The 16,222-nt window shown below is 51.4% G+C and carries 13 protein-coding genes and 1 tRNA gene; all 14 read left to right on the top strand.

Features of this window, described 5'->3' with window-relative positions:
- On the top strand, positions 1-484 hold a 484-nt coding region (locus B152_RS0110730; RefSeq protein WP_020592348.1), incomplete at its 5' end, for an EF-Tu C-terminal domain-related protein.
- A 105-nt stretch (positions 485-589) separates the two neighbouring features.
- Positions 590-665, top strand: a tRNA-Trp gene (locus tag B152_RS0110725).
- 127 nt (positions 666-792) lie between these two features.
- Positions 793-990 (top strand): preprotein translocase subunit SecE, encoded by a 198-nt coding sequence (secE, locus tag B152_RS0110720; protein ID WP_020592420.1) that lies wholly within the window; start codon positions 793-795, stop codon positions 988-990.
- A gap of 4 nt (positions 991-994) precedes the next feature.
- Positions 995-1,525 carry a transcription termination/antitermination protein NusG gene (nusG, locus tag B152_RS0110715; RefSeq protein ID WP_020592419.1) on the top strand — a complete coding sequence of 177 codons (531 nt, stop codon included), beginning with the start codon at positions 995-997 and terminating at the stop codon, positions 1,523-1,525.
- A gap of 102 nt (positions 1,526-1,627) precedes the next feature.
- Entirely contained in the window at positions 1,628-2,056 is a 429-nt protein-coding gene (gene rplK, locus B152_RS0110710; protein ID WP_020592418.1) for a 50S ribosomal protein L11, read from the top strand.
- Positions 2,057-2,060: 4 nt separating this feature from the next.
- Entirely contained in the window at positions 2,061-2,759 is a 699-nt protein-coding gene (gene rplA / locus B152_RS0110705; RefSeq protein ID WP_020592417.1) for a 50S ribosomal protein L1, read from the top strand.
- Between the two features lie 313 nt (positions 2,760-3,072).
- Positions 3,073-3,591, top strand: a complete 519-nt coding sequence (gene rplJ, locus B152_RS0110700) for a 50S ribosomal protein L10 (protein ID WP_020592416.1) — start codon at positions 3,073-3,075, stop codon at positions 3,589-3,591.
- Between the two features lie 45 nt (positions 3,592-3,636).
- Positions 3,637-4,008, top strand: a complete 372-nt coding sequence (gene rplL, locus B152_RS0110695; RefSeq protein ID WP_020592415.1) for a 50S ribosomal protein L7/L12 — start codon at positions 3,637-3,639, stop codon at positions 4,006-4,008.
- A gap of 226 nt (positions 4,009-4,234) precedes the next feature.
- Positions 4,235-8,404 (top strand): DNA-directed RNA polymerase subunit beta, encoded by a 4,170-nt coding sequence (gene rpoB, locus B152_RS0110690; RefSeq protein ID WP_026261462.1) that lies wholly within the window; start codon positions 4,235-4,237, stop codon positions 8,402-8,404.
- A 70-nt stretch (positions 8,405-8,474) separates the two neighbouring features.
- On the top strand, positions 8,475-12,653 hold the full coding sequence (gene rpoC, locus B152_RS0110685) for a DNA-directed RNA polymerase subunit beta' (protein WP_020592413.1): 4,179 nt from the start codon (positions 8,475-8,477) through the stop codon (positions 12,651-12,653).
- A 293-nt stretch (positions 12,654-12,946) separates the two neighbouring features.
- The gene (gene rpsL / locus B152_RS0110680; protein WP_020592412.1) at positions 12,947-13,318 is read left to right on the top strand and encodes a 30S ribosomal protein S12; all 372 of its coding nucleotides are present in this window, start codon (positions 12,947-12,949) and stop codon (positions 13,316-13,318) included.
- Between the two features lie 15 nt (positions 13,319-13,333).
- A complete protein-coding gene (gene rpsG, locus B152_RS0110675) occupies positions 13,334-13,807 on the top strand; it encodes a 30S ribosomal protein S7 (protein WP_026261461.1) in 474 nt (157 codons plus the stop codon).
- An 18-nt stretch (positions 13,808-13,825) separates the two neighbouring features.
- On the top strand, positions 13,826-15,901 hold the full coding sequence (fusA, locus tag B152_RS0110670; RefSeq protein ID WP_020592410.1) for an elongation factor G: 2,076 nt from the start codon (positions 13,826-13,828) through the stop codon (positions 15,899-15,901).
- A 37-nt stretch (positions 15,902-15,938) separates the two neighbouring features.
- Positions 15,939-16,222: GTP-binding protein (locus tag B152_RS23320; protein ID WP_033406102.1), on the top strand; the 284-nt coding region annotated here is incomplete at its 3' end.

Below are 16,222 nucleotides of genomic sequence, written 5' to 3'. Positions count from 1 at the left end.
TGGTATCGTCAAGGTTGGCGAAGAAGTTGAGATCGTTGGTATCCGTGACACGCAGAAAAGCACCTGTACTGGTGTTGAGATGTTCCGCAAGCTGCTCGATCAGGGCCAGGCTGGTGATAACATCGGTGCCCTTCTTCGTGGCGTTGGCCGTGATGATGTTGANCGTGGTCAGGTTCTNGCNAAGCCAGGTTCCATTACCCCGCACACCAACTTCAAAGCTGAAGCTTATATCCTGACGAAAGAGGAAGGTGGTCGTCACACACCATTCTTCACCAACTACCGTCCACAGTTCTACTTCCGTACAACTGACGTGACTGGCGTTGTTACTCTTCCAGAAGGCACGGAGATGGTTATGCCTGGTGATAACATCACCATGGACGTTGAACTGATTGCTCCGATTGCGATGACTGACGGTCTTCGTTTCGCGATCCGTGAAGGTGGCCGTACTGTTGGTGCGGGTGTTGTTTCCGGTATCACGAAATAATATAAAAAAAACGTTGATAGCGACGGGGTGTCCTGCTAAAGAACCCCCCGTCGTCAACGTGATCAGGTCGATGTGACCGAGTCACTGGTGATGACCTGATCCTGTAGGAGAGTAGCTCAATTGGTAGAGCACCGGTCTCCAAAACCGGGGGTTGTGGGTTCGAGTCCCTCCTCTCCTGCCACTAAGCCCTGTCAAGATGAGGGCTTGTTGTTGCGGATACCCGCACTTAATCTTTGCGGTGTATGACTATCGTATTTGTAACGTTTCATCCTCAGCAAGAGGGTGCCAAGTTTAAAGGCGTTTTAGGAATGGCAAAGACCAATCCCGGTCAGTTCGTGAAAGAGTTCCGCCAGGAACTGAGTAAAGTGACTTGGCCGACGCGGAAAGAAACCCTGGTTACCACAGGTCTGGTGTTTGTCATGGTAACCCTGACAGCGACCTTCTTTTTTTTGGTCGATCTGCTTTTGAATCAAGGTGTTAAACTCGTTTTGGGTCTGGGAGGATAAACTGATGGCTGCGCGCTGGTACGTAATCCACGTTTATTCCGGATTTGAGAAAAAGGTTGCCGAGGCTATTCGTGAGCAGGCTGCCAAAAAGAATATGGAAGAAAGTTTCGAGGAAGTTCTCGTTCCGACTGAGGAAGTCGTTGAGATGCGCCGTGGCCAGAAAGTGGCTGGTGAGCGCAAGTTCTTCCCGGGCTATGTTATGGTCAAGATGCACCTGACCGACGAGAGCTGGCACCTGGTGAAAGATACGCCAAAGGTTACCGGTTTCCTCGGCAGCAAGGGGCGGCCTTTGCCTATCTCTGAACGCGAAGCGCAGCAGATGCTGCAGCAGGTTCAAGAAGGTGTGGATCGTCCGCGTCCGTCTGTTACTTTCGAGGTTGGCGAGACTGTTCGCGTCAGCGATGGTCCTTTTGCATCCTTCAACGGTGTCGTTGAGGATGTGGACGAGGAAAAGGCCCGCCTCAAGGTTGCTGTTTCGATCTTTGGTCGTTCCACGCCGGTTGAGCTGGAGTACAACCAGGTCGAAAAGCAGTAAAATATTTACGGTTTTTCGTTAAGCGGCCGCATCAGCGGCCGTTCTCGTGCGGTGGGCCCGCCATAGCCATACCGCGCACCCAATTGAAAAGAGGGTAAATCAATGGCAAAGAAAATCGCAGGCTATATCAAGCTTGAGATCCCTGCCGGTGCTGCTAATCCATCACCGCCAGTAGGTCCAGCGCTTGGTCAGCGTGGTCTGAACATCATGGAATTCTGTAAGGCATTCAATGCTGCAACAGGTGACGTGGAAAAAGGCACGCCTACTCCAGTTGTGATCACTGCTTATAGTGACCGCTCATTCACTTTTGTCACCAAAACGCCTCCTGCCAGCTTTTTCCTGAAAAAAGCTGCTGGCCTGCCCAAGGGTAGCCAGACACCGGGCAAGGGCTTTGTTGGTTCTGTTTCCATGGACCAGGTCCGTGAAATCGCACAGACCAAAATGGCTGACCTGAATGCTAACGACCTGGATGCTGCAAGCCATATCATTATGGGTACTGCACGCTCCATGGGCCTGGAAGTGAAGGGCTAAGACCATGGCTAAAAAAGGTAAACGTATTGTCAATGCTTACGAAGGTCTCGATCGCGACAAGCTTTTCGGACTGGAAGAAGCTGTAAAGCTCATCAAAGAGCGCGCCAAAACAAAATTCGACGAAACTCTGGAAGTTGCGCTGAACCTGGGTGTTGACCCACGTCACGCAGACCAGAATGTTCGTGGTGTTGTTGCGCTGCCACACGGCACAGGCAAAAGCGTTCGCGTTGCTGTCTTCGCCCGTGATGCCAAAGCTGAAGAAGCTCTGGCTGCTGGTGCGGAAATCGTTGGTGCCGAAGATCTTATGGAAAAGATCCAGGGCGGCGAGATGAATTTTGATCGCGTTATCGCAACACCGGACATGATGGCAATCGTTGGTCGTCTCGGTAAGGTTCTCGGCCCGCGTGGTCTGATGCCAAACCCGAAACTCGGCACGGTTACTGCTGATGTTAAAGGTGCTGTTGAAGCGGTTAAAGCTGGTCAGGTTGAATTCCGCGCCGAGAAAGCCGGTATTGTTCACGCTGGTATCGGCAAGTTGAGCTTCGATGAAGGTCAGCTGATTGAGAACGTTCGCGCTTTCGTGGATGCGATCAACAAGGCCCGTCCAACCGGCGCTAAAGGTACATATCTTAAACGCATTGCGCTCTCATCCACGATGGGACCTGGCGTTAAACTGGAAATTTCTTCTATCGCTGCAGAGTAATCTCTGTACGTAGGGAAATTTTTGGTGTATTAGGGCATCACTNAGCGGGAGAAGACGTTCTTCCGCTGTTCCTGCAACAGAATTTTTTGAGTTCTGTTGCGACCTGTCCATGACTGTAGGTGTTCCTGCTCGGAACTTAAGCCCTTTGGGGGCCTGCAATAGACGGGAAGCGAGTTAATGCATGCCGGGTCCTCCGGTTATGTAAGGCTTGAACTTCCAGGACAGGCGAACCGAATCTCTCTGGTGATGGAGGGATTCTCGTGCAAATCGATCCTTGCCGTTTTTGGTCAGGGTCATAACGAGCGGAGCTACCGTGGATCGTACACAGAAAGAAGAGCTCGTTGCTTTCCTGAAGGAAGTCTTTGTGGACTCCGGTCTGGTTGTTGTTACTCAGCAGTCAGGTCTGACAGTCTCTGAAGTTTCCGAATTGCGCTCTGGCGCAAGGGATAGTGGCGCTAGCTATAAAGTTGCGAAAAACCGGCTGGCGAAGATTGCTCTTGAAGGCACGAAATTTGAGGCACTGCGGTCAATGTTTGTCGGCCCTACAGCGATTGCTACGTCTGTAGATCCGATTGCAGCGGCTAAAGTCTGCGTCGAGTTCGCCAAGAAGAACGAGAAGCTGACTATCGTCGGCGGTGCAATGGGTGACACGATTCTTGATGCTGCTGGCGTCAAGGCTCTTGCCAGCCTGCCGTCCCTCGACGAACTGCGCGGTAAACTGGTTGGCCTCTTGCAGGCGCCTGCGACGAAAGTTGCTGGTGTTACGCAAGCTCCTGCTGCCCAGCTGGCCCGCGTATTTGGTGCCTACGCGTCTCAAGGCAAAGCTGCTTAACGGTTTTGTTAAATATTCTTTGTTCAAGCCTTAGAGGAAAATACAATGGCTGATCTTGATAAATTGGTTGAAGAACTGTCCAAACTGACTGTTCTCGAAGCTGCCGAACTTTCTAAAAAACTCGAAGAGCACTGGGGCGTTTCCGCTGCTGCTCCTGTAGCTGTTGCTGCTGTTGCTGGCGATGCCGGTCCTGCTGCTGAAGCTCAGACTGAGTTTGACGTTATTCTGACCGCTGCTGGCGAAAAGAAAATCAACGTCATTAAAGAAGTGCGCGCTATTACAGGTCTCGGCCTGAAAGAAGCTAAAGACTTGGTTGAAGGTACACCTGGCACTGTTAAAGCCGGCGTTTCCAAAGACGAAGCTGAAGCAATTAAAGCTAAACTGGTAGAAGCTGGCGCAACTGTTGAACTCAAGTAATCTTGAGTTCTGTGTCACTACAGTTTCAGAAAACCCGGCCGGTAAGCAGCTTACGCTGTTTGCCGCGCCGGTTTTCTGCGCCTTTCGGGGGTAAGGTGTGAATTTCACCTCCTGACTTGGTGATTGTCCCGTTTCGGGGTGAGAGCCAAGAAATTTTTTAGATATTTATTTGGCGTCAGGGGCATTCCCTTTCGCCAACACCCAATGGGACGAGGACGTTACTGACATGGCGAGATCGTTTACGGGTCGCAAGCGCATTCGCAAGGACTTCGGGCGTATCACGGAAGTGAGCACTATGCCTAACCTGATCGAGGTCCAGAAAGCTTCTTACGATCAGTTCCTCCAGGTAGGCGTTCCTGCTTCTGAGCGCAAAAAGACAGGCCTGCAGGAAGTATTTGAGTCGATTTTTTCGATCAAGGACTTTGCTGACAAGGCAGAACTTCAGTTTCTGCGCTATGAACTGGAACAACCTAAATTCGATGTCGAGGAGTGCCAGCAACGCGGCATTACCTTTGCAGCACCGCTCAAGGTAACACTGCGACTTGTGGTGTGGGACGTAGACGAAGACACTGGTGCGCGTTCTATTCGCGACATCAAGGAGCAGGACGTATACATGGGCGACCTGCCTATGATGACGCGCCACGGCACCTTTGTTGTAAACGGCACAGAGCGTGTGATCGTTTCCCAGATGCACCGTAGCCCCGGCGTGTTCTTTGACCACGACCGTGGAAAAACCCATTCTTCCGGCAAGTTTCTGTTTGCAGCGCGGGTTATCCCTTACCGCGGTTCCTGGCTCGACTTCGAGTTTGATGCCAAGGATATGGCGTATGTGCGTATTGACCGTCGCCGTAAACTGCCTGCGACAACCCTGTTGCTTGCTCTTGATAACGAAGAGACTGTGCAGCGTCGTGCTGAATTGGCTGAAGCCGGTCAGGCACTTGCGCCACAGGAAGCGACTGGTATGTCCCCCGAGGACCTGCTGAATTACTTCTACAGCACCGTTGTCTATTCCAAGACGCCAAAAGGCTGGAAGAAGCCTTTTGATGCTGATGCCCTCAAGGGTGTGAAGCTGACGAGTGATCTTGTCGATGCTGTCAGTGGTAAAGTCGTTGCCGAGACCGGTACCAAACTGACGCCGCGTCAGATCCGCAAGCTGGTTGACGATGGTCTGAGCGAGATCTTTGTACCTGAAGACGACCTGATTGGCGCCTACATTGCCAATGATCACATCAACATGGATAATGGTGAAGTGATCTGTGAAGCTGGTGAAGAGATCACCGAAGAGCTTCTGGCAAGCCTGGTTGGAACCGGTATGTCTGACATCGCCATTCTCGGTATCGATTATGTCAATGTTGGTCCCTATATCCGCAACACACTTTCTATCGACAAGAACGCAACCCGCGAAGATGCCCTGATTGACATCTATCGTGTGATGCGTCCTGGCGAGCCGCCAACCCTTGAAGCTGCCGAAAACATGTTTAACGGCCTTTTCTTTGATGGCGAACGCTATGACCTGTCATCGGTTGGTCGTGTGAAGATGAATGCCCGTCTCGATTTCGAGACTGATGATCAGCAGCGTACTCTGCGTCGCGAAGATATTCTCCGGATTGTGAAAATTCTTTGTGAGCTGAAAGACGGCAAAGGCGAGATCGATGATATCGATCACCTTGGTAACCGTCGTGTCCGTTCTGTTGGCGAGCTGATGGAAAACCAGTTCCGTGTTGGTCTGTTGCGTATGGAACGTGCGATCAAGGAGCGGATGAGCTCTGTCGAGATCGACACGGTTATGCCGCACGATCTGATCAACGCGAAGCCGGTTGCCGCAGCTGTACGTGAATTCTTCGGCTCTTCCCAGCTGTCCCAGTTTATGGATCAGACCAACCCGCTGTCAGAAATTACGCACAAGCGTCGTCTTTCTGCCTTGGGCCCTGGTGGTCTGACCCGTGAGCGTGCAGGCTTTGAAGTGCGTGACGTTCACGCCACGCACTATGGTCGTATCTGCCCGATTGAAACACCGGAAGGTCCGAACATTGGTCTGATCAACTCACTGGCGACCTACGCCCGTGTGAACCCTTATGGCTTTATCGAAAGCCCTTATCGTAAAGTTAAAGACGGCGTTGTTACCGATGACGTTGTTTATCTCAGCGCGATGGAAGAGGGCCGCTACACGATTGCGGAGGCCAACGCTGCGCTGAACGAAAACAATACTTTTGTTGACGAACTGATCTCCTGTCGCAAGAACGGGGACTATTTCGTTACCCGCAGTGAAGAAATCAACCTGATTGATGTATCGCCAAAGCAGCTGGTATCTGTTGCTGCGGCCCTGATCCCGTTCCTTGAGAACGATGACGCGAACCGCGCGCTTATGGGATCAAACATGCAGCGTCAGGCTGTTCCTCTGCTGAAAGCCGAAGCGCCTTTCGTGGGTACCGGAATGGAGCCACGTGTGGCTCAGGATTCCGGTGTGGCCATTACGGCCCGTCGCGGTGGTATTGTGGACCAGGTTGACGCAACCCGTATCGTTGTTCGTGTCCGTGACGACATGACAATGGGCGAGGGGGCTGTTGATATCTACAATCTTCAGAAGTTCCAGCGTTCCAACCAGAACACCTGTATCAACCAGCGGCCGCTTGTGAAAGTTGGCGATCTGGTTGACCGTGGTGATATCATGGCGGACGGCCCATCTACTGATATGGGTGAGCTGGCTCTTGGTCGTAACGTGCTCGTGGCCTTTATGCCATGGAATGGTTACAACTATGAGGATTCCATCCTGATCTCCGAACGTATCGTACGCGATGACGTCTTCACCTCGATCCACATCGAGGAATACGAAGTCATGGCCCGTGATACCAAGCTTGGTCAGGAAGAAATTACCCGTGATATTCCAAACGTTGGTGAAGACGCCCTACGTAACCTTGATGAAGCCGGTATGGTCTACATCGGGGCGGAAGTTAACCCTGGCGACATTCTTGTTGGTAAGGTAACGCCAAAGGGTGAATCACCAATGACGCCTGAAGAAAAACTTCTTCGTGCGATCTTTGGCGAGAAAGCCTCTGACGTTCGTGATACTTCCTTGCGTGTACCGCCTGGGGGTGTTGGAACCGTTGTTGACGTTCGTGTCTTCTCGCGCCGTGGTGTTGAGAAAGATGAACGTGAGCTGGCGATTGAGCGTCTTGAAATCGAACATCTTGCAAAAGACCGTGATGATGAACGTGGCATTCTCGAGCGCAGCTTCTACGACCGCCTGAAAGAGGTTCTTGAAGGTCATGTCGTGGTAAGCGGTCCAAAAGGAATGCCTACTGGCGGCAAGGTTGACGCCGCACTGCTCGGGGATTACACCCAGGGTCAGTGGCGCCAGATTTCAGTCGAAGATGATACTGCACAGGCTGGTATTGAAGCCCTGAACAAGCAGTTCGAAGATTCGATTGTCGAGCTGACCAAACGTTTTGAAGACAAGGTCGAAAAGCTTCAACGCGGTGATGAGTTGTTGCCTGGTGTGATGAAGATGGTCAAAGTCTTCGTTGCGGTGAAGCGCAAGCTTCAGCCTGGTGATAAAATGGCTGGTCGTCACGGAAACAAGGGTGTTATCTCCCGCATTATGCCGGTTGAAGACATGCCTTATACCGAAGATGGTACGCCTGTTGATATCGTGTTGAACCCGCTTGGTGTGCCTTCACGTATGAACGTGGGTCAGATCCTTGAAACCCATCTGGGTTGGGCTTGTCGTGGTCTGGGACACCAGATCGGTGATATCGTTGTCGACTCCCGTCGCAGCGGTAACTATGACAACCTCAAATCCAAGCTGCTCGATGTCTATGGTGAGGAAGTCTACAATGAAGACATCGTCAACATGGACGAAGCCGCTCTGGATGAGCTGGGTCATAACTTGAGAAACGGCGTGCCGATTGCGACACCTGTTTTCGATGGTGCCAAGGAAAAAGACGTTGTTGACATGCTCAACAAGGCTGGCCTGGACAGTTCCGGTCAGGTTCGTCTGATCGATGGACGTACGGGTGAGCAGTTCGATCGTAACGTTACGGTTGGCTACATCTATATGCTCAAGCTTCATCACCTGGTTGATGACAAGATCCACGCCCGTTCAATCGGTCCATACTCGCTTGTTACGCAGCAGCCTCTGGGGGGTAAAGCCCAGTTCGGTGGACAGCGTTTCGGGGAGATGGAGGTCTGGGCACTTGAAGCTTATGGTGCTGCTTATACCCTGCAGGAAATGTTGACCGTTAAGTCAGATGACGTATCCGGTCGTACCAAGGTCTATGAAGCGATCGTCAAGGGTGACGAGAATTTCGAGGCAGGTATTCCTGAGTCCTTTAACGTTTTGGTCAAGGAGCTTCGTTCCCTTGGTCTGAATGTGGAACTGACGCAAAGCGATGCTTGATGGCGGGGGCCTTCGGGCCCCTGTTATCGACGTTAAAGGTTAGAGAATAGAATTTAGTCGGGAGACACCGATGTCCAACGAGTTGATGAATCTTTTCGGTCAGACTTCTGGTCCACAGACTTTTGATCAGATCCGCATTTCAATTGCGAGCCCTGAGCGTATCCGGTCATGGTCATTTGGCGAAATCAAGAAGCCTGAAACCATCAACTATCGTACTTTCAAGCCTGAGCGCGATNGTTTGTTCTGTGCGCGCATTTTTGGACCTATCAAGGACTACGAATGCCTGTGCGGTAAGTACAAGCGCATGAAATACCGCGGTATTATCTGTGAGAAGTGTGGTGTTGAAGTCACGCTTTCCAAGGTACGCCGCGAACGTATGGGACATATCGAGCTGGCCAGCCCGGTTGCTCATATCTGGTTCCTGAAATCTCTTCCAAGCCGTATCGGCCTGCTGGTTGATATGCCTTTGAAGGATCTCGAACGTATTCTCTACTTCGAAAACTTCGTTGTGGTTGAACCCGGTCTTACGCCGATGAAGCAGCATCAGCTGCTCAGCGAAGAAGAGTTCATGGATGCGCAGGACGAGTACGGCGAAGACGCTTTTACCGCCAAGATCGGTGCGGAAGCGATCAAGGATATTCTCTCCAGCCTGGATCTGGAAGAAGAGAAGACCGAGATCCGTCAGGAACTGCGTGATACCAACTCTGAAGCCAAACGCAAGAAACTGGTCAAACGCCTGAAGATTGTCGAGGCTTTCCTTGAATCCGGTTCGCGTCCCGAGTGGATGATCCTGGATGTCGTTCCTGTGATCCCGCCAGAATTGCGTCCGTTGGTTCCTTTGGATGGTGGTCGTTTCGCGACCTCTGATCTGAACGATCTTTACCGCCGCGTGATCAACCGTAACAACCGTCTGAAGCGCCTGATTGAACTGCGTGCTCCTGATATCATCGTACGTAACGAAAAGCGTATGCTGCAGGAATCTGTTGATGCGCTGTTTGATAATGGCCGTCGTGGCCGTGTTATCACTGGTGCCAACAAACGTCCTCTGAAATCCCTTTCTGACATGCTCAAGGGGAAACAGGGTCGTTTCCGTCAGAACCTTCTCGGTAAACGTGTGGATTATTCCGGCCGTTCCGTGATCGTGGTTGGTCCAGAGCTGAAACTGCATCAGTGTGGTCTGCCGAAGAAGATGGCGCTTGAGCTGTTCAAGCCGTTTATCTATTCCAAGCTCGAGCTCTACGGGCTTGCTTCGACCATCAAGGCTGCTAAGCGCATGGTGGAAAAAGCCCGTTCGGAAGTCTGGGACATTCTCGAGGAAGTTATCCGCGAGCACCCGGTCATGCTGAACCGTGCGCCGACACTTCACCGCCTTGGTATCCAGGCATTCGAGCCAACGCTGATCGAAGGTAAAGCCATTCAGCTTCACCCGCTGGTCTGTACGGCTTTCAACGCTGATTTTGACGGCGATCAGATGGCGGTACACGTACCGCTTTCCCTGGAAGCACAGCTTGAAGCCCGTGTGTTGATGATGTCGACCAACAACATCCTGTCACCTGCGAACGGCAAGCCGATTATCGTTCCTTCACAGGATATTGTTCTCGGGATCTATTATCTGTCTATGATGATGGAAAACGAGCCGGGCGAGGGCATGGCTTTCGGTGATATGGCCGAGATTGATCACGCGTTGCAGAGCAAGGTTATTTCCCTGCATACCAAGATCACTGCCCGTTATCACACGGTAGATGCGGACAACAAACCTGTTGCCAAGCTGGTTGAGACGACTCCTGGTCGTATGAAACTTGCCGAACTCTTCCCGAAACATCCAAAACTTCCGTTCAGCATGATGAACCGTCTGCTGACCAAGCGCGAAGTTTCTGATGTCATTGACATGGTGTATCGTCACTGTGGTCAGAAAGAGACTGTGATCTTCTGTGACCGGATCATGAAGCTTGGTTTCAGCCACGCTTGTCGAGCCGGTATTTCGTTCGGTAAGGACGATATGCAGATTCCCGAAGCCAAGATCGAGCTGATCGAAGAAGCTCAGGCACAGGTTAAGGAATTTGAACAGCAGTATCTTGATGGTCTGATCACCCGTGGTGAGAAGTACAACAAGGTTGTCGATATCTGGGCTCAGTGTTCTGACCGCGTTGCCGACGAGATGATGAAGGTTATCTCTGCTGCAAAAGGTCGTGATGTTAACTCTGTTTACATGATGGCACACTCCGGTGCGCGTGGTTCTGCTGCACAGATCAAGCAGCTGGCCGGTATGCGTGGTCTGATGGCCAAGCCGGATGGTTCAATCATTGAAACGCCGATTATCTCGAACTTTAAAGAAGGCCTGACGGTTCTAGAGTACTTCAACTCTACCCACGGTGCTCGTAAAGGTCTGGCTGATACGGCGTTGAAAACGGCGAACTCTGGTTATCTGACCCGTCGTCTGGTTGACGTTGCCCAGGATGCGATCATCTTCGAAGATGATTGTGGTACTGATGTTGGCATGAATATTTCTGCGGTTATTGACGGTGGTGAAGTTATTGCTTCCCTGAGCGAGCGTCTGCTCGGTCGTTCGACAATCGCGGATATCGTCAGCCCGCTGACAAAACAGGTTATCGTCGCTGCTGGTGATATCATTTCTGAAGAGCATCTCGATGAAATCGATCGTGCTGGTCTTGATACGATCCAGGTTCGTTCTCCTTTGATGTGTAAAGCCAAAACCGGTGTTTGTGCCCAGTGTTACGGTCGTGATCTGTCACGCGGTACCCGGGTTTACACAGGTGAGGCCGTCGGCGTTATTGCTGCACAGTCCATCGGTGAACCTGGTACACAGCTGACCATGCGTACCTTCCACATTGGTGGTGCGGCGCAGGGTGGTTCCGAGCAGTCTTCCATCGAAGCGTCTCTTGATGGTACGGTTCATATTAAAAACCGTAGTGTTGTGATGAACTCTGATGGTCTGCCAATTGTTATGGGTCGTAGCCAGGAACTGGTTATCCGTGACAAGAACAACCGTGAGCGTGCCCGTCACCGTCTGCAGTATGGTACCAAGCTTCTGCTTGACGAGGGGGATGTCTGTAAGAAAGGTCAGAAACTGGCTGAGTGGGATCCCTACACTATTCCGATTATTTCGGAAAAAGAAGGTGTTGCCAGCTTTGTTGACCTGATTGAAGGCGTTTCCATGCGTGAAGTCATGGATGACACCACAGGGATTTCAAGCCGTCAGGTTGTCGAGTGGAAACAGGCCCAGAAGGGTGCTGATCTCAAGCCGCGTATTACACTGCGTGACGACAGCGGTGAGATCATCATGCTCGATAATGACATGGAAGCCCGTTACTTCATGTCTGTCGGTGCGATCCTCTCAGTTGAGCCTGGTACAAAGGTAAGAGCTGGTGACGTACTTGCTCGTATCCCGCGTGAAGGTTCTAAAACCCGTGATATTACCGGTGGTCTGCCACGTGTTGCCGAGCTGTTTGAAGCCCGTAAGCCAAAAGACTATGCCGTGATTTCTGAAATCGCTGGTCGTGTCGAGTTTGGTAAAGACTACAAGGCAAAACGTCGTATCGTCGTCCGTTCGGAAGAAGAGGGCGTTGAGCCACGCGAATATCTGCTGCCAAAAGGCAAACACCTGGCTGTCCAGGAGGGAGACCTCGTTGAAGTCGGCGATCTGCTGATGGATGGTAGCAAGGTACCGCATGATATTCTGGATGTTCTCGGGGTTGAGGCACTTGCCGATTACCTGATCAACGAAATCCAGAGCGTCTATCGACTGCAGGGTGTGAAGATCAACGATAAGCATATCGAAGTGATCATCCGCCAGATGTTGCAGAAGATCGAAATTCTCGATGGTGGTGACACAACCTATCTGGTTGGCGAAACTGCAGATCGTGAAGAATTTGTCGAAGAGAACGAAAAAGCGATTAAAGAAGGTGGCCGTCCGGCTGCTGGTCGTCCGATCCTCCAGGGGATTACAAAAGCCAGTCTGCAGACACGCTCCTTTATTTCCGCGGCTTCGTTCCAGGAGACAACACGCGTTCTGACCGAAGCGGCGACCCATGGTAAAATGGATACGCTGATCGGTCTGAAAGAGAACGTAATCGTTGGCCGACTGATACCTGCAGGTACTGGTGCTATGATGCAGCGCATGAAGAAAATCGCTGCTGAACAGGACGAGAAAATTGTAGCGTCTCAGGATGCCGCCGCTTATGAGGCAATCGATTCGAGCCTCGCCAGCGAACAGGCTCCGGCAGAGTAATATCTGCTTCCCGGTCTGTTGATTAAATCAATACCGGGTCAGATCCGCAAAATATCACGGATCTGACCCGGAAATTCGTGGGAACCGTTAAATTTTTATAGCAAGACTTGACGGTTGAAGGTCGCGACAATAGTATGCGCCCACTTTCGGGAAACTGACTCCTGCCATTTGGCTTGGGAAAAGGACTCGAAACCCTAGTTTTCTAGCTGTTACACAGGATGAGATGTCCGCGGGACGATATTATCCGATCGCGTGGCAACTAATTCTGTTTTATTGGCTTTAAGGATTGCCTGATGCCTACAATTAACCAGTTGATCCGTAAACCGCGCAAATCGCCGGTTGTTCGGAACAAAGTACCGGCGCTCGAAGCATGCCCACAAAAGCGTGGTGTATGTACTCGTGTTTATACCACGACGCCAAAAAAGCCTAACTCCGCTCTCCGTAAAGTCGCACGTGTGCGCCTTACCAACGGTTTCGAAGTTACCAGTTACATTCCCGGTGAAGGCCATAACCTTCAGGAACACTCTGTCGTGATGATTCGCGGCGGTCGTGTGAAGGATTTGCCCGGTGTCCGTTATCACGTAATCCGTGGTACCCTCGACACCCAGGGAGTTAAAGATCGTCGCCAACGCCGTTCGAAATACGGCGCGAAGCGTCCGAAGTAAGTCGAAGGAACGACCATGTCTCGTCGCCATAGAGCTGAGAAGCGTGAGATCCTCCCTGATCCAAAGTTCGGGGATGTCACGCTTAGTAAATTCATGAACTGCCTAATGCTTGACGGCAAAAAGGGTGTTGCTGAAAAGATCGTTTACGGTGCGTTGGATCGCATTGCCGAGCGTAACAAGACAGAAGAAACTGTCTCTGTTTTTCACGATGCATTGGGTAATGTTCGTCCGGACCTCGAAGTTCGCTCCCGCCGTGTTGGTGGTGCAACTTACCAGGTCCCTGTTGAAGTTCGCTCTGACCGCGCGCAAGCGCTTGCCATCCGTTGGTTGATTGCTGCTGCGCGCAAGCGCTCTGAAACCACAATGGTTGATCGTCTTGCCAATGAGCTGATGGATGCCGCTAACAACCGGGGTGCTGCTGTGAAGAAGCGTGAAGACACGCATCGCATGGCAGAGGCTAACAAGGCCTTTTCACACTACCGCTGGTAATTTAAAGAGGTCATCGTTATGTCACGGACGACCCCGCTTGAGCGGTATCGTAATATTGGTATCATGGCACACATTGATGCCGGCAAGACCACAACCACAGAACGTATTCTGTTTTACACGGGTGTATCTCACAAAATTGGTGAGGTTCATGACGGTAATGCGACTATGGACTGGATGGAACAGGAGCAGGAGCGTGGTATCACTATCACCTCCGCCGCGACGACTTGTTTCTGGAAAGAAAACCGTATCAACATCATTGATACGCCTGGACACGTTGACTTCACAATTGAAGTTGAGCGTTCCCTGCGTGTTCTTGATGGTGCGGTAACTGTATTTGACTCTGTTGCTGGTGTTGAGCCGCAGTCCGAGACTGTATGGCGTCAGGCTGACAAGTATCACGTACCTCGTATGTGTTTTGTCAACAAGATGGACCGTACAGGTGCTGATTTCTATCGTTGCGTCAAGATGATGGTTAGTCGTCTTGCTGCTGTGCCGATGGTTCTTCAGCTGCCTATCGGTTCTGAAGCTGAATATCGCGGTGTAGTCGATCTTCTGAAAATGAAGGCGATTGTCTGGAACGACGAGAGCATGGGTGCCCAGTATGACGAGGAAGAGATTCCTGCGGACATGATGGACATGGCTCTTGAATATCGTGAAAAGATGATTGAGCTTGCTGTTGAGCAGGACGAAGCCGTCATGGAAGCCTATCTGGAAGGTAATGAGCCAGATATGGAAACCCTGAAGCGTTGTATCCGTAAGGGTACAATCGGTCTGGACTTTGTTCCGGTTCTTAACGGTACAGCTTTCAAAAACAAAGGCGTTCAGCCTTTGCTTGACGCTGTGATCGATTTCCTGCCGTCCCCACTGGACATTAAGGACGTTGAAGGGGTTCACCCGGATACGGAAAAAGAAGACACGCGCCCGACTGCAGATGATGCACCGGCTGCTGGTCTTGCTTTCAAGATCATGACCGACCCCTTTGTTGGTTCCCTGACGTTTGTTCGTGTTTATTCCGGTACCTTCACAACAGGCACCCAGATCACGAACTCCGTTAAGGGCAAGCGCGAACGTATTGGTCGTATGCTTCAGATGCATGCGAACAGCCGTGAAGACGTGAAAGAGGCCCGTGCAGGCGACATCGTTGCTATTGCCGGTCTGAAGGACACGACAACGGGTGATACGCTTTGTGACAACCTCAAGCCGATCATTCTCGAGCGTATGGAATTCCCAGAGCCGGTGATCGAAGTTGCGGTTGAACCAAAAACCAAGGCTGACCAGGAAAAGATGGGCTTGGCTCTGAACCGTTTGGCTCAGGAAGATCCTTCTTTCCGCGTTTCCTCTGACAATGAAAGTGGCCAGACCGTCATCAAGGGTATGGGTGAACTTCACCTCGATATCATTGTTGACCGTATGCGTCGTGAATTCAAAGTCGAAGCGAACGTTGGTGCGCCGCAGGTTGCTTACCGTGAAACCATCACCCGCGTTTGTGAGATCGATTACACTCATAAAAAGCAGTCCGGTGGTTCTGGTCAGTTTGCGCGTATTAAAGTTCAGTTTGAGCCTCTTCCTCCTGGATCAGGTTTTGAATTCGAAAGTAAAATTGTTGGTGGATCTGTTCCGCGCGAATACATTCCAGGTGTTGAGAAGGGCCTTCGCCAGTCCAACGATGCGGGTGTGATCGCCGGTTTCCCGATGATCGACTACAAGGCGATGCTGCTTGACGGCGCCAGCCATGACGTTGACTCCTCTGTTCTTGCTTTTGAAATCGCTGCGAAAGCAGCTTTCCGCGAAGGTATTGGCAAAGGTTCACCTGTTCTGCTTGAGCCGGTGATGAAGGTTGAAGTTGTGACCCCGGACGAATACATGGGCGATATTATCGGTGATCTGAACAGCCGTCGTGGTCAGGTTCAGGGCATGGATGCCCGTGGGAATGCCCAGGTGATCAATGCAATGGTGCCTCTGGCAAACATGTTTGGTTACGTGAACACCTTGCGCTCTATGAGCCAGGGACGTGCACAATATTCAATGGTCTTCGATCACTACGAACAGGTACCGAAAGCGGTGGCTGACGAAGTGGTTGCGAAACTGGCTTAACAGCCTTTCAAAAGGCTATACAAGGAGTTAAAAGCCGATGGCTAAGGAAAAGTTTGAGCGGACGAAACCGCATTGTAACGTTGGAACGATTGGTCACGTTGACCACGGTAAGACGACCCTGACCGCAGCGATTACGAAAGTATTGGCTGAAGCGGCAGGCAAGACCGGTGTTAAGTTTGAAGACATCGACAAGGCCCCAGAAGAGCGTGCACGTGGTATCACGATTTCGACTGCTCACGTTGAGTACGAGACAGACGGACGTCACTATGCGCACGTTGATTGCCCAGGCCACGCTGATTATGTAAAGAACATGATCACTGG

This window comes from Kiloniella laminariae DSM 19542, assembly GCF_000374005.1.
In the GTDB taxonomy this organism is placed as follows: Bacteria; Pseudomonadota; Alphaproteobacteria; order Kiloniellales; family Kiloniellaceae; genus Kiloniella; species Kiloniella laminariae.
This window is presented reverse-complemented; position numbering and strand designations above follow the sequence as displayed.

Excerpts from the sequence above, each read along its gene's own strand:
- secE (WP_020592420.1), top strand. The coding sequence starts at position 793 with ATGGCAAAGACCAATCCCGGTCAGTTCGTGAAAGAGTTCCGCCAGGAA.
- nusG (WP_020592419.1), top strand. The coding sequence starts at position 995 with ATGGCTGCGCGCTGGTACGTAATCCACGTTTATTCCGGATTTGAGAAA.
- rplK (WP_020592418.1), top strand. The coding sequence starts at position 1,628 with ATGGCAAAGAAAATCGCAGGCTATATCAAGCTTGAGATCCCTGCCGGT.
- rplA (WP_020592417.1), top strand. The coding sequence starts at position 2,061 with ATGGCTAAAAAAGGTAAACGTATTGTCAATGCTTACGAAGGTCTCGAT.
- rplL (WP_020592415.1), top strand. The coding sequence starts at position 3,637 with ATGGCTGATCTTGATAAATTGGTTGAAGAACTGTCCAAACTGACTGTT.
- rpoB (WP_026261462.1), top strand. The coding sequence starts at position 4,235 with ATGGCGAGATCGTTTACGGGTCGCAAGCGCATTCGCAAGGACTTCGGG.
- rpsL (WP_020592412.1), top strand. The coding sequence starts at position 12,947 with ATGCCTACAATTAACCAGTTGATCCGTAAACCGCGCAAATCGCCGGTT.
- rpsG (WP_026261461.1), top strand. The coding sequence starts at position 13,334 with ATGTCTCGTCGCCATAGAGCTGAGAAGCGTGAGATCCTCCCTGATCCA.
- fusA (WP_020592410.1), top strand. The coding sequence starts at position 13,826 with ATGTCACGGACGACCCCGCTTGAGCGGTATCGTAATATTGGTATCATG.